The 22,913-nt window shown below is 68.2% G+C and carries 24 protein-coding genes; 10 read left to right on the forward strand and 14 right to left on the reverse strand.

The window, feature by feature from the left end:
* Positions 1 to 19: 19 nt before the first annotated feature.
* The 9 genes from AC07R7_RS07825 to AC07R7_RS07865 form a co-directional block, all read right to left on the reverse strand.
* The gene (locus AC07R7_RS07825; RefSeq protein ID WP_494634729.1) at positions 20 to 1,519 is read right to left on the reverse strand and encodes a PepSY-associated TM helix domain-containing protein; all 1,500 of its coding nucleotides are present in this window, start codon (positions 1,517 to 1,519) and stop codon (positions 20 to 22) included.
* The gene (locus AC07R7_RS07830; RefSeq protein ID WP_494634730.1) at positions 1,519 to 2,100 is read right to left on the reverse strand and encodes a hypothetical protein; all 582 of its coding nucleotides are present in this window, start codon (positions 2,098 to 2,100) and stop codon (positions 1,519 to 1,521) included. The genes AC07R7_RS07825 and AC07R7_RS07830 overlap by 1 nt, the downstream gene beginning before the upstream one ends.
* Entirely contained in the window at positions 2,097 to 4,415 is a 2,319-nt protein-coding gene (locus AC07R7_RS07835; RefSeq protein WP_494634731.1) for a TonB-dependent receptor, read from the reverse strand. The genes AC07R7_RS07830 and AC07R7_RS07835 overlap by 4 nt, the downstream gene beginning before the upstream one ends.
* Before the next feature lie 315 nt (positions 4,416 to 4,730).
* Positions 4,731 to 5,759 (reverse strand): RNA polymerase sigma factor, encoded by a 1,029-nt coding sequence (locus tag AC07R7_RS07840; protein ID WP_494634732.1) that lies wholly within the window; start codon positions 5,757 to 5,759, stop codon positions 4,731 to 4,733.
* A gap of 156 nt (positions 5,760 to 5,915) precedes the next feature.
* The gene (locus AC07R7_RS07845; RefSeq protein WP_494634733.1) at positions 5,916 to 6,803 is read right to left on the reverse strand and encodes a DNA/RNA non-specific endonuclease; all 888 of its coding nucleotides are present in this window, start codon (positions 6,801 to 6,803) and stop codon (positions 5,916 to 5,918) included.
* A gap of 49 nt (positions 6,804 to 6,852) precedes the next feature.
* Positions 6,853 to 7,323 (reverse strand): hypothetical protein, encoded by a 471-nt coding sequence (locus AC07R7_RS07850; protein WP_494634734.1) that lies wholly within the window; start codon positions 7,321 to 7,323, stop codon positions 6,853 to 6,855.
* A 12-nt stretch (positions 7,324 to 7,335) separates the two neighbouring features.
* Positions 7,336 to 7,659, reverse strand: a complete 324-nt coding sequence (locus AC07R7_RS07855) for a hypothetical protein (protein WP_494634735.1) — start codon at positions 7,657 to 7,659, stop codon at positions 7,336 to 7,338.
* 140 nt (positions 7,660 to 7,799) lie between these two features.
* The gene (locus tag AC07R7_RS07860; RefSeq protein WP_494634736.1) at positions 7,800 to 8,222 is read right to left on the reverse strand and encodes a DUF1810 domain-containing protein; all 423 of its coding nucleotides are present in this window, start codon (positions 8,220 to 8,222) and stop codon (positions 7,800 to 7,802) included.
* Positions 8,223 to 8,248: 26 nt separating this feature from the next.
* On the reverse strand, positions 8,249 to 9,136 hold the full coding sequence (locus AC07R7_RS07865) for a LysR family transcriptional regulator (RefSeq protein WP_494634737.1): 888 nt from the start codon (positions 9,134 to 9,136) through the stop codon (positions 8,249 to 8,251).
* 129 nt (positions 9,137 to 9,265) lie between these two features.
* Here AC07R7_RS07865 and AC07R7_RS07870 point away from each other — a divergent pair, with 129 nt between their 5' ends.
* The 4 genes from AC07R7_RS07870 (at position 9,266) to AC07R7_RS07885 (ending at position 13,135) form a co-directional block, all read left to right on the forward strand.
* Complete coding sequence (locus tag AC07R7_RS07870; RefSeq protein ID WP_494634738.1) at positions 9,266 to 10,006, forward strand: SDR family oxidoreductase; 741 nt, start codon at positions 9,266 to 9,268, stop codon at positions 10,004 to 10,006.
* A 163-nt stretch (positions 10,007 to 10,169) separates the two neighbouring features.
* On the forward strand, positions 10,170 to 10,499 hold the full coding sequence (locus AC07R7_RS07875) for a PadR family transcriptional regulator (protein ID WP_494634739.1): 330 nt from the start codon (positions 10,170 to 10,172) through the stop codon (positions 10,497 to 10,499).
* A 32-nt stretch (positions 10,500 to 10,531) separates the two neighbouring features.
* A complete protein-coding gene (locus AC07R7_RS07880; protein ID WP_494634740.1) occupies positions 10,532 to 11,503 on the forward strand; it encodes a hypothetical protein in 972 nt (323 codons plus the stop codon).
* Between the two features lie 441 nt (positions 11,504 to 11,944).
* Positions 11,945 to 13,135: a cell wall hydrolase gene (locus AC07R7_RS07885; RefSeq protein WP_494634741.1), complete on the forward strand. Its 1,191-nt coding sequence runs from the start codon at positions 11,945 to 11,947 to the stop codon at positions 13,133 to 13,135.
* Here AC07R7_RS07885 and AC07R7_RS07890 read toward each other — a convergent pair.
* Both AC07R7_RS07890 and AC07R7_RS07895 read right to left on the reverse strand, forming a co-directional pair.
* The gene (locus AC07R7_RS07890) at positions 13,095 to 13,925 is read right to left on the reverse strand and encodes an SDR family oxidoreductase (RefSeq protein ID WP_494634742.1); all 831 of its coding nucleotides are present in this window, start codon (positions 13,923 to 13,925) and stop codon (positions 13,095 to 13,097) included. The two genes, AC07R7_RS07885 and AC07R7_RS07890, sit on opposite strands and share 41 nt — an antisense overlap.
* A 157-nt stretch (positions 13,926 to 14,082) precedes the next feature.
* The gene (locus tag AC07R7_RS07895; RefSeq protein WP_494634743.1) at positions 14,083 to 14,268 is read right to left on the reverse strand and encodes a YegP family protein; all 186 of its coding nucleotides are present in this window, start codon (positions 14,266 to 14,268) and stop codon (positions 14,083 to 14,085) included.
* A gap of 164 nt (positions 14,269 to 14,432) precedes the next feature.
* Between AC07R7_RS07895 and AC07R7_RS07900 the strand changes: the two genes are divergently transcribed.
* Positions 14,433 to 15,005 carry a DUF1003 domain-containing protein gene (locus tag AC07R7_RS07900; protein WP_492886051.1) on the forward strand — a complete coding sequence of 191 codons (573 nt, stop codon included), beginning with the start codon at positions 14,433 to 14,435 and terminating at the stop codon, positions 15,003 to 15,005.
* A gap of 5 nt (positions 15,006 to 15,010) precedes the next feature.
* Entirely contained in the window at positions 15,011 to 15,922 is a 912-nt protein-coding gene (locus AC07R7_RS07905) for a carbon-nitrogen hydrolase family protein (RefSeq protein WP_494634744.1), read from the forward strand.
* Here the strand turns inward: AC07R7_RS07905 and AC07R7_RS07910 are convergent.
* On the reverse strand, positions 15,919 to 16,269 hold the full coding sequence (locus AC07R7_RS07910) for a DUF3147 family protein (RefSeq protein ID WP_492886047.1): 351 nt from the start codon (positions 16,267 to 16,269) through the stop codon (positions 15,919 to 15,921). The two genes, AC07R7_RS07905 and AC07R7_RS07910, sit on opposite strands and share 4 nt — an antisense overlap.
* A gap of 56 nt (positions 16,270 to 16,325) precedes the next feature.
* Positions 16,326 to 17,267 carry a GlxA family transcriptional regulator gene (locus AC07R7_RS07915; RefSeq protein ID WP_492886045.1) on the reverse strand — a complete coding sequence of 314 codons (942 nt, stop codon included), beginning with the start codon at positions 17,265 to 17,267 and terminating at the stop codon, positions 16,326 to 16,328.
* 95 nt (positions 17,268 to 17,362) lie between these two features.
* Between AC07R7_RS07915 and AC07R7_RS07920 the strand changes: the two genes are divergently transcribed.
* Positions 17,363 to 18,055, forward strand: coding sequence for a DJ-1/PfpI family protein (locus AC07R7_RS07920; RefSeq protein ID WP_492886043.1), 693 nt, complete (start codon positions 17,363 to 17,365; stop codon positions 18,053 to 18,055).
* 176 nt (positions 18,056 to 18,231) lie between these two features.
* Here AC07R7_RS07920 and ygiD read toward each other — a convergent pair whose 3' ends face one another.
* The gene (gene ygiD, locus AC07R7_RS07925; RefSeq protein WP_494634745.1) at positions 18,232 to 19,002 is read right to left on the reverse strand and encodes a 4,5-DOPA-extradiol-dioxygenase; all 771 of its coding nucleotides are present in this window, start codon (positions 19,000 to 19,002) and stop codon (positions 18,232 to 18,234) included.
* A 103-nt stretch (positions 19,003 to 19,105) separates the two neighbouring features.
* On the opposite strand from ygiD, the gene AC07R7_RS07930 reads away from it, so the two are divergent.
* The 3 genes from AC07R7_RS07930 (at position 19,106) to AC07R7_RS07940 (ending at position 22,841) form a co-directional block, all read left to right on the forward strand.
* Complete coding sequence (locus tag AC07R7_RS07930; protein WP_494634746.1) at positions 19,106 to 20,266, forward strand: acyltransferase family protein; 1,161 nt, start codon at positions 19,106 to 19,108, stop codon at positions 20,264 to 20,266.
* 182 nt (positions 20,267 to 20,448) lie between these two features.
* A complete protein-coding gene (locus tag AC07R7_RS07935) occupies positions 20,449 to 21,222 on the forward strand; it encodes a tyrosine-protein phosphatase (protein ID WP_492886038.1) in 774 nt (257 codons plus the stop codon).
* A gap of 170 nt (positions 21,223 to 21,392) precedes the next feature.
* Positions 21,393 to 22,841: an MFS transporter gene (locus AC07R7_RS07940; RefSeq protein WP_494634747.1), complete on the forward strand. Its 1,449-nt coding sequence runs from the start codon at positions 21,393 to 21,395 to the stop codon at positions 22,839 to 22,841.
* Positions 22,842 to 22,913: the final 72 nt, after the last annotated feature.

Here is a 22,913-nt window from a genome sequence, read left to right on the forward strand (position 1 = left end):
CCTATGGCGCCAGCTCGCCTCACACCGGCTGGCGCGTCTTCCAGACACTACCGGCCAGGAGGAGAGCGGCCAGCACTACGCAGGCGTCGGTGATCCAGCCGACTGGATCGGCCATTCGCGCGCCGTTTAGCGCGGCATGAACGCCGGCTGTCAGCAGCAATAGGGCCGCCGTAGCCAAGCGCAGGCGGATCGAGATGGCCGCGGGCGTCCAGACCATCGCCGTCCCGCTGGCCGCCAGGGTGGCGACGATCCAGACGGTCACCGGTGGGACGGGTAGGATCAGGGCGGCGACGGCCGAGGCGGCGTAGGCGAAAGGCTGGCTCCAGACGAATGCGGTCCAGACGCGCTCCCAGCGCGGCGCGGGGCGACCCTTGTCGCGGCGGCGGGCCAGCCAGATGGCGACGCCGCTGGACGTCACGGAGGTCAGGCCCAGTCCCAGCAGCAGATAGGCGACCTTAACCGGCCAGCCGCCGAACCAACCGAAGTGCAAGGGCGTCATCGACGACAGCACCTTGAGTCCCAGGGCGCCGCTCTCGTAGCCGACCTCGCCGAGCAGCTTGCCATCACCATCGAGCACAAACGTCTCGCCGCGCGACAAACGGCCAGGGGTGACGGCGTTGACCGTGACGTGTTGGCCGCGCTCGCCGGGGTGTTCGACATAGAGGTAGGCCGGGCGCGCATTGGGACGAGCGGCGCCCAGGGTCTTCAGCGACTTGGCCAAGTCTAATACCGGCGCGGGGCGTGGATCGTCGGCCACCGTCGGGCCGCTGAACAGGGCGTAGGCCTTGGCGGTGTCGCCCTTGAACGTGGCCAGGGCCAGCACGCCGACAATGATCACTGTCAGGCCCAGGAACGCGCCGGTCAGCGACACCACCAGGTGGAAGGGCAGGCCCCAGATGCTGATGCGATTGTGAAGGTCGGCTTCCTGCAGGCGCTTGGATCCTCCCCAACGAAAGGCGAAGGCGTCCTTGAAGACGCGTGGATGCGACAGGACGCCCGAGATCAGAGACGACAGCAGGGTCACGCCGGTGAGCCCTACGACGAAGCCGCCCCAGGCGCGGGGCAGGTGCAGCACGGTGTGGAGCTCGGCCTGGAATTCGGTCCAGGGCGTCTTCATCTCGCCGACGATCGCGCCCGAGGCGTCGGCGACAACGGTGCGCTCCGCCTTCCTGGCGTCGTCGAGATGGACGGTCAGGCGCGGGCGGACGGACTGGGGCAGCTGGATCAACAGGTCATGGGCGGCGGGATTGATCGCCAGGGCCTGGCGGAAGGCTCCGTCCACCGCCTGGGGCGTGGTGTGCTGCAGCACCGGCCCCGCCGGCTGTTCCCAACGGGTATATTCCTGGGTGAAGACGGCGATCGAGCCGGAAAAGCAGACCAGGTAGATCAGGGCCGCGAAGGCAAGGCCCAGGGCTGAATGGCCGGCCAGCATGGCCCGCACGAACTCGGCGGGGACCTTGGGCCAGATCGGCTTGCCGATCGCGCGCGGCTTGGCGGAAGGCGTCGTTTTCGCGTCCATTACAGCGCCCCCTTCAGGAAGGCCGCGCCCAGGGTGACGACCGAAACGCCGGTCAGCACGGCGGTGGCGCGAAGGATCTTGTCGTCGGATAGTGTCCAGGCCATGCCGCCGGCCCATAGGAACGGCACTATCAGTCCGCCGATCACCATGCGGCTCTGTATCGCGCCGGGCGCGCAGATGGCGATGGCCAGGCCGCAGCCCAGGGCGGCGATCCCGGCCAGCGGGCCGGCCAGGAAGCCCCGCAGCCAGCCGCGCCAGGCGATGCGTCGGCGCTCGGACGGCTCGAGAGCCAGTTCGCGCGGAGCCTTCTTCTTGGCGCTGCGAAACTCGACGCCGGTCGCGACCAGCTCCAGGGCCACGGTCGAGCCGAGCGCCAGAACGATGGCCGGCCCCCGTGCGCCGCCCAGCAGGAAACCACTGGCTGCCAGGATTACCCCCAGCAGCGCCCAGGCGCCGGAGATCAGCCAAGGGCGGCCTAGGCTGTTGCGTCTCCAGGCTTGGCGCAGCAACAGGGCCGCGACCAGAACAAGGGACGTCAGGGCCAGGCCGACTAAGGCGTCGGGGGCCAGCGAACCGGTCACCAGCGGGTCTCGAGCGAGACGCCGATCACCCGAGGATCGCCGAGCAGGGCGATGTTCTGGTCGGAACGGGAATACTGGGCGTACTTCTTGTCCAGCAGGTTCTTGCCGAACACGTAGATCCCCCAGTGCTCCTGCTCATAGCCGAACCGCCCGTTGACCAGGGCCCGCGCCTTGACCGGGTCGTCGGTGGCCTGGTTCACGTCGGCCTGGGAATAGGCCTTGGTGCGGAAGTTGGCGTTGAGGTTGGCCACGAAACCGTTGTCCCAGCGATAGTCGGCGCCGGCGGCCAGGGTCCAGTGCGGGGCGTAGGGGAACTCCGCGCCCGTCAGGTCGGTCGAGGTCGTGCCGACATTGACCTTGAACTCGTCGAACTGGGTGCGCGTGTGACCGGCCGAGGCGTACCAGTTGAACCGAGGCGTCACCTGCTGCGACACCTCCAGCTCAAAGCCGTAAAGGTGCGACTTGCCGGCGTTGACCACCTGATAGTCGTAGGCGTTCAGGCCCAGATAGACGATGACCTGCTGGTCCTTCCAGTCGGTGTAGTAGGCGTTGGCGTTGACCGTCAGGGTGTTGTCCAGCCAGGCGGTGCGCAGCGAGGCTTCGTAGTTCCAGGTATACTCCTGGTCATAGGGCGCGACCGTCGAGCGCGCGATGTTGACCATCTGGCCGCCTGAGCGATAGCCGCGTTGGGCGGTCAGGCTGGTGGAGATGTCGTCGGTCCAGGCGTACTTCACGCCGATCTTGGGTAGCCAGGCATTGAACTTGCGGGTCGATTCCGGGGCTGAGGCGCCGGCCTGCGCCACCATGCCGGTGACGAAAGCGTTCACGGTCGGCACGAAAGGTTGGTAGGGCGCGGGGAAGGCCGCTGCCGAGGGCAGGGCCGAGGCCAGGATCGCCGTCGCCGTGCTGCTGCTGGTGTTTTCTTCGTGATCGTAGCGCAGGCCGCCCAGCAGGGTCAGCTTGTCGTTCAGGGCGAAGCTGCCGTCGAAGAACAAGGCGCTCGTTTCGATCGTCTCGGGGTTCACCGAGCTGTAATTGACCGGAATGACTGGCAAAGCGCCGGCATAGCGGGCCGAGAAGTCCGCCGCCGTCGCCGCCGCGACGGGCTGGGAATAGCCCATGCCCGCCAGGGTTTGCGTCATGACCGCCGTGAGGGTCGAGGTTGGGAACTGGACGTTGGTCAGGCTGACGGAGCTTAGGTCGCTGTCTCGTTTGGCGTGATAGAAACCCAACAGGCCCTTGAAGCGGGTGTGGGCGTAGTTCAGCCGCAGCTCCTGCGAGGCGGTCTTGGTTGTATCGTCGCGCGTCCCGTAGCTGATACGGGCCGGCGAGTAGTCGGCGTCGTACTTGCCGATCGAGTGCAGCTTGTTCCAGGACACGACGCCGGTCGCCGTCAGCTGGTCGGTCAACTTGTAGCTGGCGTCGAGCGTGAAGATGTCGCCCTTGGAATTGGAGGTCTGCGGATCGCCGGAGGTGTCGACCCGGTGGTCGTAGTGGTCCGGCGTATCGGTGCGCGAATAGGTATAGAGGTAGCCGGCGTCGCGCTTGAAATGGCTGTAGGTCGCCAGCGCCTTGAGGCCGGGCAGGGCGGTCGGGGTCAGCAGCAGCTTGCCGCGGACGTTGAAGATGTCGGCGGCCTCGGCGTCGACGTGACGGGTCGGGTTGTAGATGAAGCCGTCGGTGGACTTGTCCTCGACCGCCAGGCGGAAGGCCAGCTGGTCGGCGATGATCGGGCCGCCCCCGGCGAAGGCGATCGAGCGCTCGTCGCCACTGGCGGCTTCGGCGCGGGCCTTGAAGCCCCAGGTGAAGGTCGGATCGGTCGAGCGGATCACCACCGCGCCGGCCAGGGCGTTGCGGCCCTGAAGCGTCGATTGAGGACCGCGGAACACTTCGATCTGGCCGATGTCCCACATCTCCAGCGGGCCGCTATAGGCCGCGGCGTCGGGCAGGGCCGCGCCGTCCAGGTAGATCGTCGCCAGGCCGCTGGAGCCGCCGCCCGAGACGTTGGTGTTGGACACCCCTCGGATGGTGAAGCCGCTCTTGCCGTAGGTGTCGCTCATGTTGGCGGTGCGATTGACCACATCGTAGAGGGTTTTCAGATGCTCGCGCTCGATCGTGCGGGCCGTGGTCACCGCGACGCTGGTCGTCGTCTCCTGCAGGCCACGCGACGACTTCTCGCCGGTGACGATCACGGCTTCGACGGCGTTGGTCGATGGATCGACCGCGGGCGCTGTCGGGGTTTCCGCCGCGTGGGCCATGCCCATGGTCAAGGCCAGAGCGCTGACGGCTCCGATCATCGAAAGTTGAAAACGCATCACCGCCCCAGAATCTAATAATGCGTCGCAATTACGTTTAAGTGAGAATGACTGTCAATCGCAGTTTCCGGGGCTGTATCTCTCTTGCGCGCTTGGGGATCGAAGGTCTTCCCGTCCGGAAACAGCCGACGCATCTGCACCTCGTGGAAGAGGCCCGGAAAGAGGTCGGCCGGCGACGGCGGCAGGCGGCAAAAAGCGGCGAGCAGCCAGCCGGGCCGGCTGCTCGCCAGTCAGGGCCATCGAACCGATCGCCCGGTCGGCCGGCCATAAGGGGAGGACCGGCCAGAGTTTAGCTTTTGCGGGTGCGGCCAGGGGCTACTTCGACAGGTAGGGCCCGAACCGCTTCATGGTCTCGCGGCGGGCGTCGGTGTCGTTGAGGACAAAGACTTCGTACTGCTCGCCGCCGGGCGCGACGCGGATGACGACGTGGCCGTTATAGCTCTTGTAGAGGCTGTCCATGATCGGCCCGATCGCAGCCCGCGTCTCCGGCGCCATGCCGGTGGAGAAGACATCGCGCGGACCCGGATAGAGACCCTTGGACGCCATGCGGGTGACGACTTCCTCGCCCGGCTGCGGCGAGAGCCAGTTTTCCTGCACCATGACGCGGGGCGCGAGATTGCGCAGGATGTTCTCGTTGATGGTGTCGCGGTTGCCGTGGTGGTCGAGCAGCATGACGTCGACCGGGCCGACCACCGCCGACACCGGAGTCTCGATGTCGCGCCACCAGGGCTGGGTGTAGTTGGGCACGCCCGGGATATCGCCGCCCGAATAGTATTTGAACCGGCCATAGGCGAGCGTCAGTACGTTGCTGAACGGGTTCTCGTCGAAGCCGCAATCCTTGACCGCGCCCTTGGGGATGTAGTCCTGGGTCTCGTCGCGCGCGCCGGTTTCGACGGTGCTCAGCGACATGCTCATCCGCCGGGCGATTTCCACTTGGGAGACCCCGTCGAAATGGTACTGGCTGAACACGTTGCGGACGGCGGGAGGCAGTTCGTAGAGCGCCGAGACCAGGCTCTGCAGGGTCTCGCGGCTTTGCAGCACCCGTTCGGGCGAGAAGCCGGCCTGATCCTCCGCATCGAAATCACCGTGCTGAGCGACGATGAAGGCGCGAGTGCTGGCTCGGCGCGCCTGATCGCGCAGAACATTGGCGGCGATCTGGAAGATATAGCCGTGGAGGTTGTCCACCGTTGAAAGGTTCTGCCGGGCCAGCCGTCCAAACACTTCCTGGACGAGATCGTCCGCCTCTTGGCCCGCCCGGATACGTCGCTGGAAAAAGCGCGTGAGCGGTCCTGAGTAGTCGATCACGACCTGCTCAAGCGGTGTTCTCATGACCGACGCCGACATGCTGGGGCCTCCTGTTCGTAGGACGCAGCAGCGTTTCGATGCCGTAAGAAAAATGTCTCCCGTCCCGATTCCGGGCTGTGGGCCAGACGCCCGCGTCTCCAGATGAGTCCGTTTCGGCGAAGGCCAGTGCTTGGAACGGCGAGCCTTGCCCGCCTCCTAATCCCTCACTTCGTTCGCGCAGCCCTGGCCATGACCCCAGAAGCTGCCCTTGCTGCTTTCCAGGATGTTCTGGTCGCGGCGGGGCAGGGCGGTCAGGAAGTCGAGGCCGGTCTCGACCTCGAGCTGGCTGATCGGCACGATGAACTTGTCCGACGGCGTCTTCTTGTAGGCCTTGTTGTCGAGGCGGAAGCCGATCGCCCGGCCGCGCTGCACGTCGTACAGCACCTTGAAATAGGCGGCCGGCGACAGGATCTTGTATGGGCCCTTGCCGATCCACAGCGCGCTCGACCCATAGATCGGGCCGGTGATGACGATCACGTCCTGGTGGCCGCCGCACAGCACGGCCGCGCGCACGTCCTCCTCCAGGAACCGCCACTGGGCGCGGTTGAAGCCGGCCCCGACCTGCGGCGACATGTTGCTCATGTAGAAGCTGTCGTCGGTCAGGGGCTGGCTGGACTTGAAGTCGGCCGCCGGGGCCTGGTGGCCGCGATCGCGGGGATTGGCCGGGTCGGTATAGTCCTGCGGCGTCGGGCTGAAGCCCTTGGCGTCGGGATCGGCGCGGAAATTGTCCTTGCGCTTGGCGGTTCCGGTCAGGGCGGCCGGCGACAGCCGCTCGATCACCCAGTCGGGATTGCGCGTCTCCTTGTTGAACGACACGGCGTAGCCGTCGCGGCAGATCAGGATCTGCTTGGCCAATTCGTCGTCGCCGCGATGCCGGGGCAGGCCGACCTGGGCGAAGCGGTTCAGGCAGGCCGCCGGGGCCGGATCGGCCCGCGCGCCTTTCTGCGGCGTCCCGGGCGGCGTGGCCTGGGCCCACGAAGCGTCTGGGGCGGCGGCCGGCGCCAGCGCCAGCAGCGCGGCCCCGAGCAGGCTTGAGCGAAGCATCGCGGTCTCTCCCGTCTCGCGGTCAGGGTTAGCGGTCAGCTTTCGGCGGTCAGGTCTGGCTGGCGTCGCCGGTATTGGCCGTTCCGCCCGTGCCGCCGCTGCTGTTGCTGGAAATGCCCTTGGAGATGATGAAGCTGCCGCCGCTGATGCCGATCAGGCCCAGCACGGTCGGCGGCACCTCGACGAAGGCCCCGGCCTCGATCGACAGCAGCAGGAAGAGTCCCGCCACCACGAAGGTGAAGATCAGGAACTGGAAGCGTGACAGGCTGGCCTTGACCGGCACGCGACGGACGGCGGCGGCCACGGCGTCGGCGGTCGGGGCCTGGCCGCCGGCGGCGGTGACGGCCGCGACCAGGGCCGCCTTCAGCGCCGTCTCGGACGGGATCTCGGCGATCAGCCCGTCCAGCTCGCCGCGCTTGGTGGCCAGCCGCCAGGCGACCACGGCCGCGAAGCCCAGGATGATGGCGACGACGGCGACGCCGACGATATAGGCCAGCAGGCCCCAGGGCGTGTTGATCATGATGCTTCCCCCTTATGTGCGTTCATAGAGCTTGCCGCCGATATGCACGCCGAGGCTGGCGGCCAGGATCGAGAGCGCCTCGGTCGGAAGTTCGGGCAGCTTGTCGGCGTGGGCCGAGACCGCCTGCAGCCCCAGGGTCGCGTACCAGCCGGCGAACCCGACCACGACGCCCAGGGCTTGCAGGCGCGCGGGCGACACGCCGCCGGTCTTGGGATTGACGATCAGCCCCCGGATGTCGCCGCCGGAGACGCCCTTCAGCAGCAAGACCGCACCGACCACGGCCAGCCAGATCAGCAGGCCGTATTGCGCGAGGTCGGCGACAGGCTTCAGCGACATGGCAGGCCCCGGACGGAGGTCGACGCGAACGAAAGCCAGAAAAGGAGGGCGCGGCCGGACGCGACGCGCGTCTACGGGCTCGACAAATTCACGCCCCCGGTACGGTGCGGACTTTGGCGAGAATTTATTCTTCTGTCAACTCAGAGATGTTTTACGAGTCGCTCCACCGTCAGCGGATCGGGCGCGCCCGAGAAGTACTTGTCGAGCGCCTTCTGGAAGCTCGGCTCGTCCGGCGCGGCGGCCTGGAACAGGGGCAGGGACGAGCGCAGCTTCAGGTCGTCGGGCGATCCGAACACGGCGGTGGCGTCGTGGCCGGGCAGGGCCAGGATGGCCTCGACCGCCTCGACGAGGCGCGGGCCCAGGACGGGATGGGCCAGGTAGGCGCGGGCCTCGTCCAGATCGGCGATGGCGTAGAAGCGCGCGGTCGGGCTGCGGCCCAGGCCGGCGATCTGCGGGAACACGAACCACATCCAGTGGCTGGTCTTCCGGCCGCGCTTCAGCTCGGCCAGGGCGGTGTCGTGGACGGTCGTCTGGGCCTCGACGAAGCGGCTGAGATCCGCCATCGCAAACCTCCCGATGCAAGTCTCTGTCATCCCGAACCGAACCGCCGCGCGGCCCAGTCGATGAACACCCGAACGCGCGGGGACAGCTGTCGGCTGCGCGGATAGAGCAGGGACACCGGCGTCGGGCTGGGCGGGAAGTCGGCCAGCACCTCGACCAGGCCGCCGTCGGCCAGCTGCGCCTCGACCCGGTAGCGCGGGACCTGGATCAGGCCCAGGCCCAGCAGGCCCATGGCCACGGTGTTCTCGGCCGAGTTGACGGTGACGTCGGCGGGCACGGCGATCTGGCGCGGCTTGCCGTCGATCGTCAGTTCCAGCGGGTAGGGATGTCCGGTCCCCGCTTGCAGGAAGCCGACCATGCTGTGGGCCTTCAGGTCCTCGGGCGTGCGGGGTGTTCCCTGGCGGTCCAGATAGGCCGGGGCGGCGCAGGTCACCTCGGGCAGCAGGGCCACGCGGCGGCCGACCATGGCGCTGTCCTCCAGGTCGCCCAGCCGCAGCACGCAGTCGACGCCCTCGCGCACCAGGTCCACGAGGCGATCGCCCTCGGTCATCTGGATCTTCAGCTCCGGATAGTGGGCGAGGAACGCGGGCAGACCCGGAACGATGAACCGCCGCGCCAGCGCGCCCTGGACGTCGATCCGCAGCAGGCCGCGCGGCGTGCGCTCGCGGAACGCGCCCTCGGCTTCCTCCAGATCGTCCAGCAGGCGCAGGCAGCGCTGGTAGTAGGCCTCGCCGTCCAGGGTGGGACTGACCTGGCGGGTGGTGCGCTGGAGCAGCCGCGCGCCCAGCCGGCTCTCCAGCTGCTGCATGGCCTCGGTGGCGGTCGAGCGGGGCAGGTCGAGATCGGCGGCGGCCTGGGTGAAGCTGCGGCGCTCCACGATCCGCGTGAACAGGCGCATCGCCTCGAACCGATCCACGTTTATGTCTCCATTATTCGACACTGCGAACAGTCATGTCGCGATTGGCTGAATTATTCAATCAGGGCGAAGGCGCATGGTCTCCCGGCCGACAAGAGGTCGGCCCCGAAAGAGACCGGAGACATTCCAATGACTCAGCAAACTTCGAAGGTGGCGCTGGTGACCGGCGCCTCGGGCGGCATCGGCGCGGAAACCGCCCGGCGCCTGGCCCGCGACGGCTTCGCGGTGATCGTCAACTACGCCGGCGCCGCCGCGCCCGCCGAACAGGTGGCGCGCGAGATCGAGGCCGCCGGCGGCAAGGCCGTCGTCGCCCAGGCCGATGTCAGCGACCCCGCCGCCGTCCGCCGCTTGTTCGACAGCGCCGAGACGGCGTTCGGCGGCGTCGACGTGGTGATCAACAACGCCGGGATCATGAAACTGGCCAACATCGCCGACACCGACGACGCCCTGTTCGACCAGACCCTCGCGGTGAACCTGAAGGGCGTCTTCAACGTCCTGCGCGAGGCCGCCCGCCGCCTGCGCGACGGCGGCCGGATCATCAGTCTGTCGTCCAGCGTCGTCGGCCTGCTGCCGCCCGGCTACGGCGTCTATGCCGCCAGCAAGGCCGCGGTCGAGACGATGAGCGCCATCCTGGCCAAGGAGCTGCGCGGCCGGAACATCACGGTCAATGCGATCGCCCCCGGACCGACGGCGACCAGGCTCTTCCTGGACGGCAAGCCGGCCGAGGTGATCGAGCGCCTGTCCAAGGCCGCCCCTCTCGAGCGCCTGGGCCAGCCGGACGATATCGCCGGGAGCATCGCCTTCCTGGCCGGTCCGGACGGCGCCTGGGTCAACGGCCAGGTCCTGCGCGTCAACGGCGGCATCATCTGAGGGAGGGCCAGCGCCTGTCAGCCCGGACAGCCCCGCGCGGCTTCCGGGCTTTCCCGTGGCGGAGAGCCGAACAGCGTTCCCCGGCTGTTGACTCCCTCTAATACTGTATGTCACACAGTGTGTATCGCACACCATGTGCCACACACTATGCGACGCACACCCAATGCCCACCGATACGGACATCTTTGAATCGCTCCGCCTGGAGCTACGGCGAGGGACCCTGATCCTCGCCGTCCTCGCTCAGCTGCGGGAGGAGCGGTACGGCTACAGCCTGCGCCAGGCCCTCCAGGCCGTGGGCGTGGAGATCGACGAAGGCGCGCTCTATCCGATGCTCCGCCGGCTGGAGACCCAGGGGCTCCTGGCCAGCGAATGGCGCGAGGAAGGCAAGCGCAAGAAGCGTTTCTACCAGCTGTCGGATGAGGGAAAGCGCGTGCTGGCCCGTCTCGCCGACGAATGGCGCGCGATCAACGCCGCCCTCGAGCCGCTGCTGTGAAGGCGGCCTCTCATTTCCAAGGGGACAAGACCATGAGCGATCTGATCGATCGTTACCTGGCGGCCGTGGCCGCCCTGCTGCCGAAGGCCCAGCGCCAGGACATCACCGCCGAGCTGCGCGACCTGATCATGAACCGCGTCGAGGAAACGGAAGGGCGTCTTGGCCGCCCGCTCGACAAGCGCGAGATCGAGGGGCTGCTGCATGAGATCGGCCATCCGATCGCCGTGGCCGGACGCTATGGTCCGCGCCAGTCGCTGATCGGACCGGAGCTCTATCCGTTCTGGGAGTTCGCGGTGAAGGTGATGCTGGTCATCGCCGCCATGGCCACCTTCATCCCCGGCGGCGTGCTGCTGGTGATCGGCGACGCCGACGCGCATCGGATAGGCGGCCTTTTCGGCGACTTCGTCTCGCTCGCCTTCAGCCTGGTTGGCGTGGCCACCCTCGTCGGGGCCGCGATCGAGCGCGGCTGGATCAAGGTCGACGAGTTCGCCAAGTGGAAGGTCGCCGACCTGCCGCATATTCCGCGCGGCAGGCCCCTGTTCGCCAAGAGCCGTTTCGACGCCGTGTTCGAGCTGGCGGCCCTGGCGCTGTTCGTCGGCTGGTGGACCGGCGCGATGAAGTTCCCGATCGGGGCCATGTTCGACGCCGGCCGCGGCGACCTCGAGGTCATCCTGGCTCCGGTGCTCACCACGTTCTACTGGCCGATCCTGGCCCTGGCCCTGCTGCAGATGGTCTCCGCCGCCATCACGGTGATCCGGCCTGGCGCGGTGCGCGCCCGCGCCGCCGCCGAGATCGTCTGCGCTCTGGGCGGCGTGGCCCTGGTCGCCGTGCTCTGGCCGGCCCAGCCGCTGATCGTCTTCCAGGCTCCGGAGGGCGCCTATGCCGCGCTGGGCAACCTGCGGCGCAGTGTCGACCTCTCCATCCAGGTGATCCTGGTGGTGATGGTGGCGGTCAGTCTGACGACCCTGGCCGTCAACGCCTGGCGCCTGGCGCGGGGACGCTAGGCGGTGATTTCGAAAGGGCGGTTCGGAGGGCGGAAAGCTCCGTGTTCTGAGTCTTCATTCACCGCGAATGTTAAGGTTTATGTCGTCGTCGAGTAACGATGCGGCGCCGCCGAAGGCGGCTCAGAAATCGGCGAACACAGGTGCGACAAGGCGTTTCCATCCACAAAAAAACGCCGCTCGCAGTCGTCCAGCTTCTCGCGATGATTCAAGGCGTTAACAATTCAACTGTGCGACTTCTGAGCGCAGAGGCCATGTTGCAGTGCGGCAAGTGCTTGCGAGTCGGTCACGGATACGTCATAAGCCGCTACAAGCAGGACCTTGGCCACATCGTGATACGGCCGGGTCTCCGCTTCGAAGCGCTCCCCGCAGTGATTTTTCCGGGGATTTCGGGGCGGTTTTTGTCGGGGGGCCGGAGCGCCCTCGCCGCGCAGGACACGAGTTTTGTATATCAAGTCGCAGACGCGCGCGGATGCGCGCGGGCTGGTCGGCGCCGTATTGGTCGGATCCATCACGGGTCTGGCCCTGGGCGGCGTTTACCTTCTGGGTGGCCTGGCCCAATCGGCCTCTACCCACGCCCGCGTCGCCCGATTGGCGGAAGGCGCTTCGGGGAACTTCTCCGATGCGGCGATGCTCAGCGCTTCTACGCGTATGGACCCCGGCGCCCTTGCCGTGGCCAAACGTCATGATCCCTATCTCTTCGCCGCGGTCGAACGCAGCGGCCGTCAGACCCAGCAGCTTGCCGCCCGCCTCGAAGGCGCCGGCTCCAGCCTGATGCCCGGCCAGAGCGGCCGCACCGGTCCGCTGATGCTCCGCGCCAGCTTCGGCAACGCCTTCAACGTCGGCGGCAGCACGCCGTTCCAGTTGGGCAACGCCCTGGAGAGCTCGCGCGAGCTCGAATGCCTGGCCGACGCCGTCTATTACGAAGCGCGCGGCGAGACCCCCAGCGGCCAGGCGGCCGTGGCCCAGGTGGTGATGAACCGCGTGCGCCATCCGGCCTTCCCGAAGTCGATCTGCGGCGTGGTCTTCCAAGGCGCGGTCAACCGCACGGGCTGCCAGTTCAGCTTCGCCTGCGACGGCTCGATGCGCCGCGCCCGCGACGTCGGCGCCTGGGCCCGGGCCCGCAAGATCGCCTCGCGCACCCTGGCGGGCGCGATGCCCAGCGAGGTCGGTTCGGCCACGCACTTCCACACGATCAATGTCTCGCCCGGCTGGGGTCCGCGCCTGCTGCGCGTCGCCCAGGTCGGCATGCACATCTTCTACCGCTTCGGTCGCGGCGGCGCCTCGACCTACGCGCCCTCGCGCCTGCCCAGCGTCGACGACATCGCCCCGTCCGAGATCGCCAGCCTGACCGCCGATGGTCGTCCGCCGGTGGTCTACGCCGCCAGCGCCCTGGGCCGCCTCGAGCCCGCCTCGACGACCGCTCCGGGCATGGGCGGCCCGATCGGCGCGGCGGTGACCGAACCCGCTTCGGCGCCGATCGCCACGGCCGCCAAGACGACGCCGGCCTCGGCGCTGTCGATCAAGGCTCCGGCGACCGCGGCCTCGACCAAGGCGATCCCGGTCTCGTCCGACCGCGCGCCGCTGGAAGGCCTCAAGACGACAGTAGGGGCCGGGAGCGGAGCTGCTTCCTGACGGCGCCCGGCATGTGGCTGGTGGCGAAGCGCATCTGCTTCGCCCGCTTGCCCACGAAATAGTGCAGCTGTTTGCCGTGGGCGGCGTCCCAGACCGCCTGGGCGGCGTCCTCCACGGGATAGACCTCCAGCCCGCCGGCGCGCAGGGCGTCGGCCATGTGCTCGTTGGAGCCCGAGGCCCCGGCGTTCAGGATCGGCGTCTCGACGAACCACGGCATGACGCAGGCGACGCTGACCCCGTGCCGGGCGTATTCGACGTCCAGGGCTTCGGACAGGCCCCGCACCGCGAACTTGGTGGCTGAATAGACCGCCAGCTTCGGCGAGCCGTAGAGCCCCGCGCACGAGGCGATATTGATCAGCCGCCCGCCGGCGGCCTTCAGCAGCGGCAGACCCGCCCGCGCGCCGTTGATCACGCCCTTGATGTTGACGTCGATCTGGATGTCGCAGTCGGCGTCGGAGAGATCCTCCAGCACCCCAAACCGGGCGACCCCGGCGTTGTTGAGCACGACATCGGCCTTGCCGTCCGTCTCCTGGCCGAATTCGCCCAGGGCGTTGGCCCATCCGTCGCGGTCGCGGACGTCCAGCGGATGGATGGAGCCGTTGTCCGGTCCGATCGCCAGCAGGGCGGCCTTCAGCCCGGCCTTGTCGATGTCCGACAGCCCGATGAACCACCCAGCGCTGGCGAAGCGCTTGGCGCAGGCCAGGCCGATGCCGCTGGCGGCCCCGGTGATGAAGATGCTCTTGCGCCCGTTGGCCGGCATGACGGCTCCCTCCCGTATCATTGTTATCAATGATCAGAAGGCCAGGAGCGGGAAGGGTCAAGGTATCTCTGAAAGATCCTCCCCCGCGCAGCGGGGGAGGTGGCCCAGAGGGCCGGAGGGGGCCTGCACGGCCTGCCCCCTCAGTCGGCTCGGCCGACAGCTCCCCCGCATCGCGGGGGAGCATCTATCACTCCGCCAGCGTCTGGTCGTCGATCTCGGCGCCCGGGCCGTTCTTCAGGATCGACTCGATCGCGTTCTTGGCCGAGGCCTTCGACGCATAGCCTTCGGTCCAGAAGATGGTCTCGCTGTTGTAGGTGAAGTAGGCGACGAACTCGCCCGCCTTGTTCTTCTTGATCACGAACTTATGGGCCATCGGTCGTCTCCATCGATCGGTTTGACTTGAGGTCGGCCCCACCCGACCCGCCGAGCGTCGCCTTGCGAAGGCGGGCCTGTCAATCACCGGGTGATGACGTTTAGGTTGGTCTCGCACGCCGGCTCAGCCGATGATCCGGTCTTCACCCGCCCAAGAGCCCGCCCATGAATGTCGACGACCGCCTCGACCAGTTGTCCCGCCAACTTCTGTCTGTCCCCTATGGACAGCTGAACGAGGTCCAGAAGAGCGTCATCGACCTGATCTGCGCCGAGGCGCCGACCGGCCTGAACTCGATCCTGCTCAATGACGACCGCTCGTTCTGGGACCGGCTGGCCGACAAGGTGGCGGCGGTCGGCGGCTCGTGGGGTTTCATCGGCGGTTTCAGCGCGGCCTTGCTGCTATGGACGGCGGTCAATGTCGCGCTCAAGCCGCTGAACCTGGCTTTCGACCCCTATCCGTTCATCTTCCTCAACCTGCTGCTGTCCACCGTCGCGGCGCTACAGGCCCCGGTGATCATGATGAGCCAGAACCGCCAGGCGCTGAAGGACCGCCAGAACGCCGAGCACGACTATGTCGTCAACCTGCGGGCCGAGCTGGAGATCATACACCTGCACGACAAGCTGGACGCCCTGCGCGAGCGTGACATCGTCGCGCTGAGCAAGCAGCACGCCGAGGCGCTGGGACGGCTCGAGGCCCAGATGACCGCGCTGACGGCGCGGCTGGAGGCCAAGGGGTAGACGGCATGGTTCTGAAGGTCGCGACCGCCCAGTTCGCCGTCTCGTCCGACATCGCCGGCAACCTGGCGGCGGTCGAGCGGCTGATGCGCCAGGCGCGGGCGGCGAACGCCGATGTCGTGCATTTCTGCGAGGCGGCGCTGTCGGGCTATGCCGGCGTCGACTTCGCGCGCTTCGCCGGTTTCGACTGGCCGCGCCTGGAGACCGCCACGCGGCGGGTCATGGCGCTGGCCGGGGAACTGGGCCTCTGGGTCGTGGTCGGCTCGGCCCATCGTCTGTCGAACGGCCACAAGCCCCACAACAGCGTCCATGTCATCGATGCGTCCGGCGCCCTGGTCGACCGCTACGACAAGCGCTTCTGCGCTGGCGACGCCGAAGGGCTGACCGGAGACCTGGCCCATTACACGCCCGGCGACCACTTCGCGGTGTTCGAGATCGCCGGCGTCCGCTGCGGGGTGCTGGTCTGTCACGACTACCGCTATCCGGAGCTCTATCGCGCCTATCATCGCCTGGGCGCGCGGATGATGTTCCACGGCTTCCACGCGGGCGGGCTGTCCGCGGAGCGGTTCGCCGCGATGGAGGCCGGGGTCGGCGTCCATCACCTGACCGGCGGGACCACCCTGCCGGCCATCACCATGCCCGCCGGCATGATCGCGGCCGCCTCGAACAACAACCTGTGGATCAGCTGTCCGAACTCGTCGGCGCCGAGAAGCTGCTGGCCGTCGTTCTTCGTGCGGCCCGACGGGGTGATCACCGGGGCGCTGGAGGCCGAGATCGAAGGCCTGCTGCTGTCCGAGGTCGACCTGACAGCGGACATTTACGACAGCACCGTCGCCTGGCGCGACCGGGCCATCGACGGGGTGCTGCACTCGGGGGATCTGGTCGAGGATCCGAGGTCGAAGGACCGGACGGGGCTTTAGAGTTTCAGACCCAGCTTCGGTCCGGCCCAGACCATCGCCGCGTAAAGCGCCATGGTCAGAACGCAGCCGGCGACGAGAGCCGTCCAGAACGGCGCGCCGCGCTTCAGCATCGCCGGGATCAGCAGGAACATCGGCAGCGAGGGCAGGACGAACCAGAACGTGCCGCTGGCGTGGGCCGCCATCCGCGCGGGATCATGGGTGTCGCGCCACAGCCAGATCATGCCCAGCACCGAGACCAGCGGCAGCGACGCCACCAAGCCGCCCAGACCCGGATAGCGCTTGGCGATCTCCGACACGGCGGCGACGATGACGCCCGAGACGGCGGCCTTGATGACGAGATAGAGCATGGAGCCGAGCCTGGACCGATCCGGCGTTCGGGCCAAGGGTGAGCGGACCTTGGCGCTCAGACGCTCTTGGCCGATCGCCGCAGCGCCTGGGGCGGCTGGCCGAAGGCGCGGATGAAGGCCCGGCGCATCCGCTCGCTGTCGCCGAACCCGGTCTCCAGGGCCACGTCCTCGACCTGCAGCGGCTGGCTGTCCAGCAGGGCGCGGGCGGCCTCGACCCGCAGGCGCTCGACGGCCTTGGCGGGGGTGACGCCAGTCTCCTGGGCGAACAGGCGGGCGAAGTTGCGCGGGCTCATGGCGGCGCGGTCGGCCAGCTGCTCGACCGACAGGGACTGCGCCAGGTTCTGGCGGGCCCAGGACAGCAGGGCGTCGAAGCGCCCGGGGCGCAGGTCGATTAGCGCCGAGAATTGCGACTGGCCGCCGGGGCGGTGGTGATAGACCACCAACTGCTGGGCGGTGCGGCGGGCGATGGCCTCGCCCTCGTCGGCGCCGATCAGGGCTAGGGACAGGTCGATGCCGGCGGTGATGCCGGCCGAGCTCCACACCGCCCCGTCCTGGATCCAGATGCGGTCGGGCTCCAGCTTCACGTCGGGATAGCGGCGTTGGAAGTCCTTCGTCCGGCTCCAGTGGGTGGTGGCGCGCTTGCCGTCCAGGAGGCCCGCCTCGGCCAGGACATAGGCGCCAGAGCAGACCGAGGCCACGCGGCGGCAGTCGCGGCCGGCCGCGCGGACGAAGGCCAGGGTCTCGGGGCAGGTCGCCGGGACCTTCACCCCGTCACCGCCCGAGATCAGCAGGGTGTCGAGGCGCGGCGCGTCGGCCAGGGCGGTGGTGTGGATCGTCACGCCCGACGAGCTGGGCGTCGGCTCGCCGCGCAGCGACAGGAAATGCAAGGCATAGGCGCCCGGCGAGAACCGCCCGGCGATCTCGAAGGCCGCGATGGGGCCGGTGGCGTCCAGCAGCTGGAAGCCGGGATAGACGAGGAAGCCGATCGCGCGGGGCATGCCCATAGCCTTGGCTGAAACCGTGGGAACTATGTCATTTCAGACGGACGCTAACTGAACCATGGTCTCCGCGCAATCATGACGGAGACCATCGCATGAGCCAGTCCCAAAGCCCTTCCCTTCAGATCGTGATCGCCATCTTCCCGGGCGTGACCCACCTGGACTTCACCGGTCCGCACCAGATCCTTTGCCGCCTGCCGGGCGCCAAGGTGACCGTGGCCAGTCTCGAGGGCGGCGAGATCGAGGCCGACGGCCTGGTCTTCGCGCGCCTGACGAAACTGTCGGACATCGAGGCCTGCGACGTGCTGATCGTGCCGGGCGGGTTCGGGACGACGCAGGCCATGGGCGACATGGACTTCATCGCGGAAATCCGGCGGCTGGCCGATGGCGCGCGGTACGTGACCTCGGTCTGCACCGGCTCGCTGGTGCTGGGCGCGGCGGGACTGCTGAAGGGCAGGCGCGCGGCGTGCCATTGGGCCTGGCGCGACCAGCTGGCGCTGTTCGGCGCCATCCCGGATCCGTCGCGGGTGGCGCGGGACGGCCGCTACATCACCGGCGGAGGGGTGACGGCGGGCATCGACTTCGCCCTGACCGTCGTGGCCGAACTGGCCGGCGAGGCGGTGGCGCAGGGCATCCAGCTGGCGGTCGAGTATGCGCCGGCCCCGCCGTTCGACGCCGGCCGGCCGGAGACCGCGCCGGCCGAGGTGCTGCGGCGGATTTCGGGGATGTACGGCAAGGGCATGGAGCAGCGGCTGGCGGCGGCGGAGAAGGCGGCGGCGGCGCTGTGAGCCGGCCGGCTCTCTCTCTCTCTCTCCTCCCCCTCTTTGGGGGAGAGGGACCGCCGAACGGCGGTGTAGGGGGTCAGCCGCAGCGCCATTGGGCCCGAGCCGTCCCCCTCCGTCACGGCGCGTATTCGCGCCGCGCCACCTCCCCCAAAGGGGGAGGAGAGACCTAAAGCGCCGCTCTAACCGATCCGCACCCCCGTCATCGAGATCGCCGCGAACACATCATCCGTGAAGAAGCTCACCGCCTCCCCGGGCGTCTGGGCGCCCAGCACATAGAGCAGCGGCAGGTAGTGCTCGGCGCTGTTGATCGAGATCTCCGCGTCCGGACCCAGGCTCCGCCAGTCGATCAGCGGATCATGGTCGCCGGCCAGGATCAGCGCCTTGGCCCTCTCGTTGAACCGGTCGGCCCACGGCGGCGCCTCGGGCCGGCGGAAGTCGGCCGCGCGCAGGTTGTGGACGATGTCGCCGCTGCCCATGATCAGCACGCCCTCGTCGCGCAGGGCGGCCAGGCGGCGGCCGGCCTCGTAGTGCCAGCGGTCCGGGCGGCCGCGGTCGATGCTGAGCTGCACCACCGGCACGTCCGCTGCGGGATACATCGGCTTCAGCACGCCCCAGGCGCCGTGGTCCAGGCCGCGCGTCGGGTGCTGCACCACGACGTCGGGGGACAGCAGCTCGGCGACCCGCGCCGCCAGGGCCGGGTCGCCCGGCGCGCGGTACTGGACGTCGAACAGCGCCTGCGGAAAGCCGCCGAAATCATGGATGGTCTCGGGCGCGCTGGAAGCGCTGACCGCCGAGGCGCCGCGCGTCTCCCAGTGAGCGCTGACCATCAGCACCGCCTTGGGACGCGGCAGGGTCTGGCCCAGCCGGTGCCAGTCGCGGCTCCAGGCATTGTCCTCGATGGCGTTCATCGGCGAGCCATGGCCGACGAACAGGACGGGCAGGCGAGACATGGTCGATCCTATTAGAAACAGTAGAAGTTGCAGATAGTGGCCGCGACGCCATACCGCAAGACGACGTTCCGGACACGGCTTTCACACGGGCGACGGCTTTGTTATGGCGGGGCCTGTGATCGTCCCGCTTTCCCAGATTCCTCCGGACGCGCCGCAGGCCGCGGTTGTGCTGGAGCGTCCCGACAAGGCCGCTGTCCGGGGCGGCGCGCTGGATTTCCTGCGCTTCCTCGCCTCGCTGCTGATCGTCGTCTATCACTATGGCGCCGAGAGCCCGATGCGGATCGAGCGCTTCGGCCAGGTGTTCTCGCGCGGCTTCCTGGCGACGGACTTCTTCCTGATGCTGTCCGGCTATGTGCTGGGCCGGGCCTATGGCGGCTCGGTGATCAAGGGGCATATCAGCACCCCGCGCTTCTGGGCTCGCCGCGCGGCGCGGGTGTGGCCGGGGCACCTCGTGGTGCTGGCCATGCTGGCCGTGCTGGTGCTGCTGCTCAACACCGTCGGCACCGACGCCCACAAGCCCAGCCGCTTCGCCTGGGACCAGCTGCCGGCCCAGGCCTTCCTGGTCCACGCCTGGGGCTTCACCAGCGACGGCTGGAACCTGCCCAGCTGGTCGCTGTCGGCCCTGATCGTCTGCTACGCCCTGTTCCCATTCTTCTGGAAGACGGTCAGCAAGGTGCGCCACGCCTGGATCCTGCCGCTGGGCGCGGCCGCGATCCTGGGCGTGTTCGAGGTGATCGCCCGCCACGTCTTCCACCACGCCCTGCCGGATCTGCAGTTTCAGTACGGCGTGGTGCGCGCCCTGCCGCTGTTCATCCTGGGCGTCTGCCTGGCGCGGGTCGTCGACATGCGCTGGCCGTCGGAGACGGCGGCCAAGGCCCTGCTGTGGGGCGGCGTCGCCCTGCTGGTCGTCACCCAGCCGCTGGACCGCTACGCCCTTCCCGACCCCTGGCTGTTCGACGCCCCGTCGCTCTTGGCCATCGCCATGATCGTGCTGGGCGCCGGGCGCCTGCCGGTCAAGCACCCGAAGGCCTGGATCGAGGAGGGCGCCAAGCTGTCGTTCGCCCTGTTCATCACCCACATCTTCGTCGGGGTGATCTACTGGAGCGCCGTGCACAAGCTGATCGAGACGGTGCCGATCGGCATCGGCTGGCAGTGGCTGATGTGGCTGGCCGGCTTCCCGATCGCCTATGGCTTCGCGTGGCTGTTTCACACCTATGTCGACCAACCGCTGCAGGATCGCATCCAGCCGCTGCTGAGGAAGTAGCTTAAATTTTCCGTTCTCCCCGGCTAAAGCCGGGGCCCAGATACATTCGGAGAGGCTGGGGTGTTCGCGCCTTGGGTCGTCGCCGAAACCACGAGAGCTCTGGGTTCGATCTGGGCCCCGGCTTTCGCCGGGGAGAACGGGTTTGGGGTTTATTTTGAGTTTGGGCGGCGCTAATTCGGCCCATGACCAGAACCATCCCCCTGCAAGGCGTCGAGAACTTCCGTGACTTCGGCGACTACGCCGCGGGGGCGGGGCGCCTGAAGCGGGGCGTGCTGTTCCGCGCCGCCCACCAGGCCGAGGCGACCGACACCGACCTGGAGGCCCTGGCGGCCCTGGGCATCGTCACCCTGGTCGACCTGCGCCGGCCCAATGAGCGCGAGCGTTCGCCGTCGCGCCGCTGGACGGGCTTTTCCGCCCAGGTGATCGACAACGACCTGGGCGTCACGGGGACGGATCCGTGGCTGGAGTTCATCACCAGTACGGACCTGACCGTCGACGCGGTCCACGACTACATGGACGAGTACTATCGCCGCCTGCCGTTCAAGGAACGACATATCGACCTCTTCCGCCGCTTCTTCCTGGCGTTGGCGCAGAGCAAGGGTCCGGCCCTGATCCACTGCGCGGCGGGCAAGGACCGCACCGGCGTTCTGGCGGCCCTGACCCACCACATCGCCGGCGTGGCCGACGACGACGTCATCGACGACTACCTGCTGACCAACGACCCGACCCGCTTCGACCGTCGCGGGACGATGTTCATGGACCACATCGAGGGGATCACCGGCCGCCGCCCGGACGAGGCCGCCATGCGCGCGGCCATGGGCGTCGAGGCCCGCTATCTGGCGGCGGCGTTCGAGGTGATCAAGGCCGAACACGGCAGCCTGGACGGCTATCTGGAGCAGGCGGTGGGGCTCGATGCGGACACGCGGGAAAAGGTGCGGGCGCATATTCTGCTTTAGGGTTTCGCACCAACCCATCCCCAACTTCCGTCATTCCCGCCCTTGTGGCGGGAATGACGGTTGGATTTGAGTTTACTTCCCAGCTCAATCCGTAAGGTGACAAACGCTCGTTTAAGGTCCAGCCTGATGCCACGGTTCCATCAGAGGGCCGAGCGTCACTAGGGTGTGGTATGAGCGAGTTGGCGGGTACGCCTCCGGGCATGAGCGATGTCGCCGGCGACGATGTCCTGGTCCCCGCCCCCAAACAGAAGCTCTCCCGAAGCGCGCTCAGCTGGATCCTGCACCAGGGCTCGCGCGACCCCTATGTGATCCTCGTCACCATCTATGTCTTCTCGCCCTATTTCTCGCGGGTGCTGGTCGGGGATCCGGTCAGGGGCCAGGCGACCGTCGCCGACATCTCCACCGTCTATGGCCTGCTGACCGCCGCCCTGGCGCCGATCCTGGGCGCCTCGATCGAGCGGTTCGGGCCGCGCAAGCCGTTCATGGCCCTGATCCTGGCGATCATGGCGCCCCTGCTGTTCGCCCTGTGGTGGGCCAAGCCCGGCGGTCTGCCGGTCGATCTGGTGGGCGTGGCCCTGATCATCCTGGGCGTGGCCTACAACTGCGGCGACGTGCTCAACAATTCGCTGCTGGCCCGCGCGTCCGAGAAGGGCCAGGAGCCGGTGCTGTCGGGGCTGGGCTACGCCCTGGCCAACGGCCTGTCGGTCAGTCTGCTGATCTTCGTGATGTGGGCCTTCGTGCTGCCTGGTGTCGTGCCCTGGTCGTTCGTGCCCAGCGCGCCGCTGTTCGGCCTCAGCCAGGTCGAGCACGAGCCCAGCCGCATCGTCGGCCCGCTGTCGGCGGCGGTCATGCTGCTGGGCGCGATCCCGTTCTTCCTGTGGACCCGCGACGCCCCGCGCGCCGGCGCCTCGCTGGGCGCGGCGATCAAGGAGGGCGTCAAGCTGATCCTCGACACCTTCGCCAACCTCAAGGGCCACGCCGACATCGCCAAGTTCCTGGGCGCGCGGATGCTCTATTGCGACGGCATGACCGCCCTGCTGATCTTCGGCGGCCTGTTCGCGGCCGGACTGATGAAGTGGGGCGAGCTGGAGATGCTGGCCTACGGCATTTCGCTGTCGATCTTCGGCGTGCTGGGCGGCCTGATCGCGCCATGGCTGGACAAGACCCTGGGTCCACGGCGGGCGATCCAGGTCGAGGTCGGCATCTGCATCCTGGTGCTGCTGGGCACGCTGGGCATGGGCCGCGAGAAGATCCTGTACCTGTGGACCTGGGACGCGGCGACCCATCCGGCCGTCTGGAACGGTCCGCTGTTCCGCACCCTGCCGGAGCTGATCTATCTGGGCCTGGGTCTGCTGATCGCCGTCTTCGTCACCGCCCAGTACGCCTCGAGCCGCACCCTGCTGGTGCGCCTGGCCCCGCCGGACCGCATGGCCGCCTTCTTCGGCCTGTTCTCGCTGTCGGGCACCGCCACCATGTGGCTGGGCTCGCTGCTGGTGGCCCTGGCGACCAAGATGTTCGCCAGCCAGGTGGCCGGCTTCATCCCGATCGCCGGCCTGCTGGCCCTGGGGCTGGTCGGCCTGTTCACGGTGAAGGGCGGGGGTCGGGAGGCTCAGCACTAGCCCCCACCTGACCTGCTAGCGCAGGTCTGTCCGCCCCCAAGAGGGTGGCGGAGAAATCTCTCCTCCCCCTCT

Source organism: Caulobacter sp. GW821-FHT05F04 (assembly GCF_059419665.1).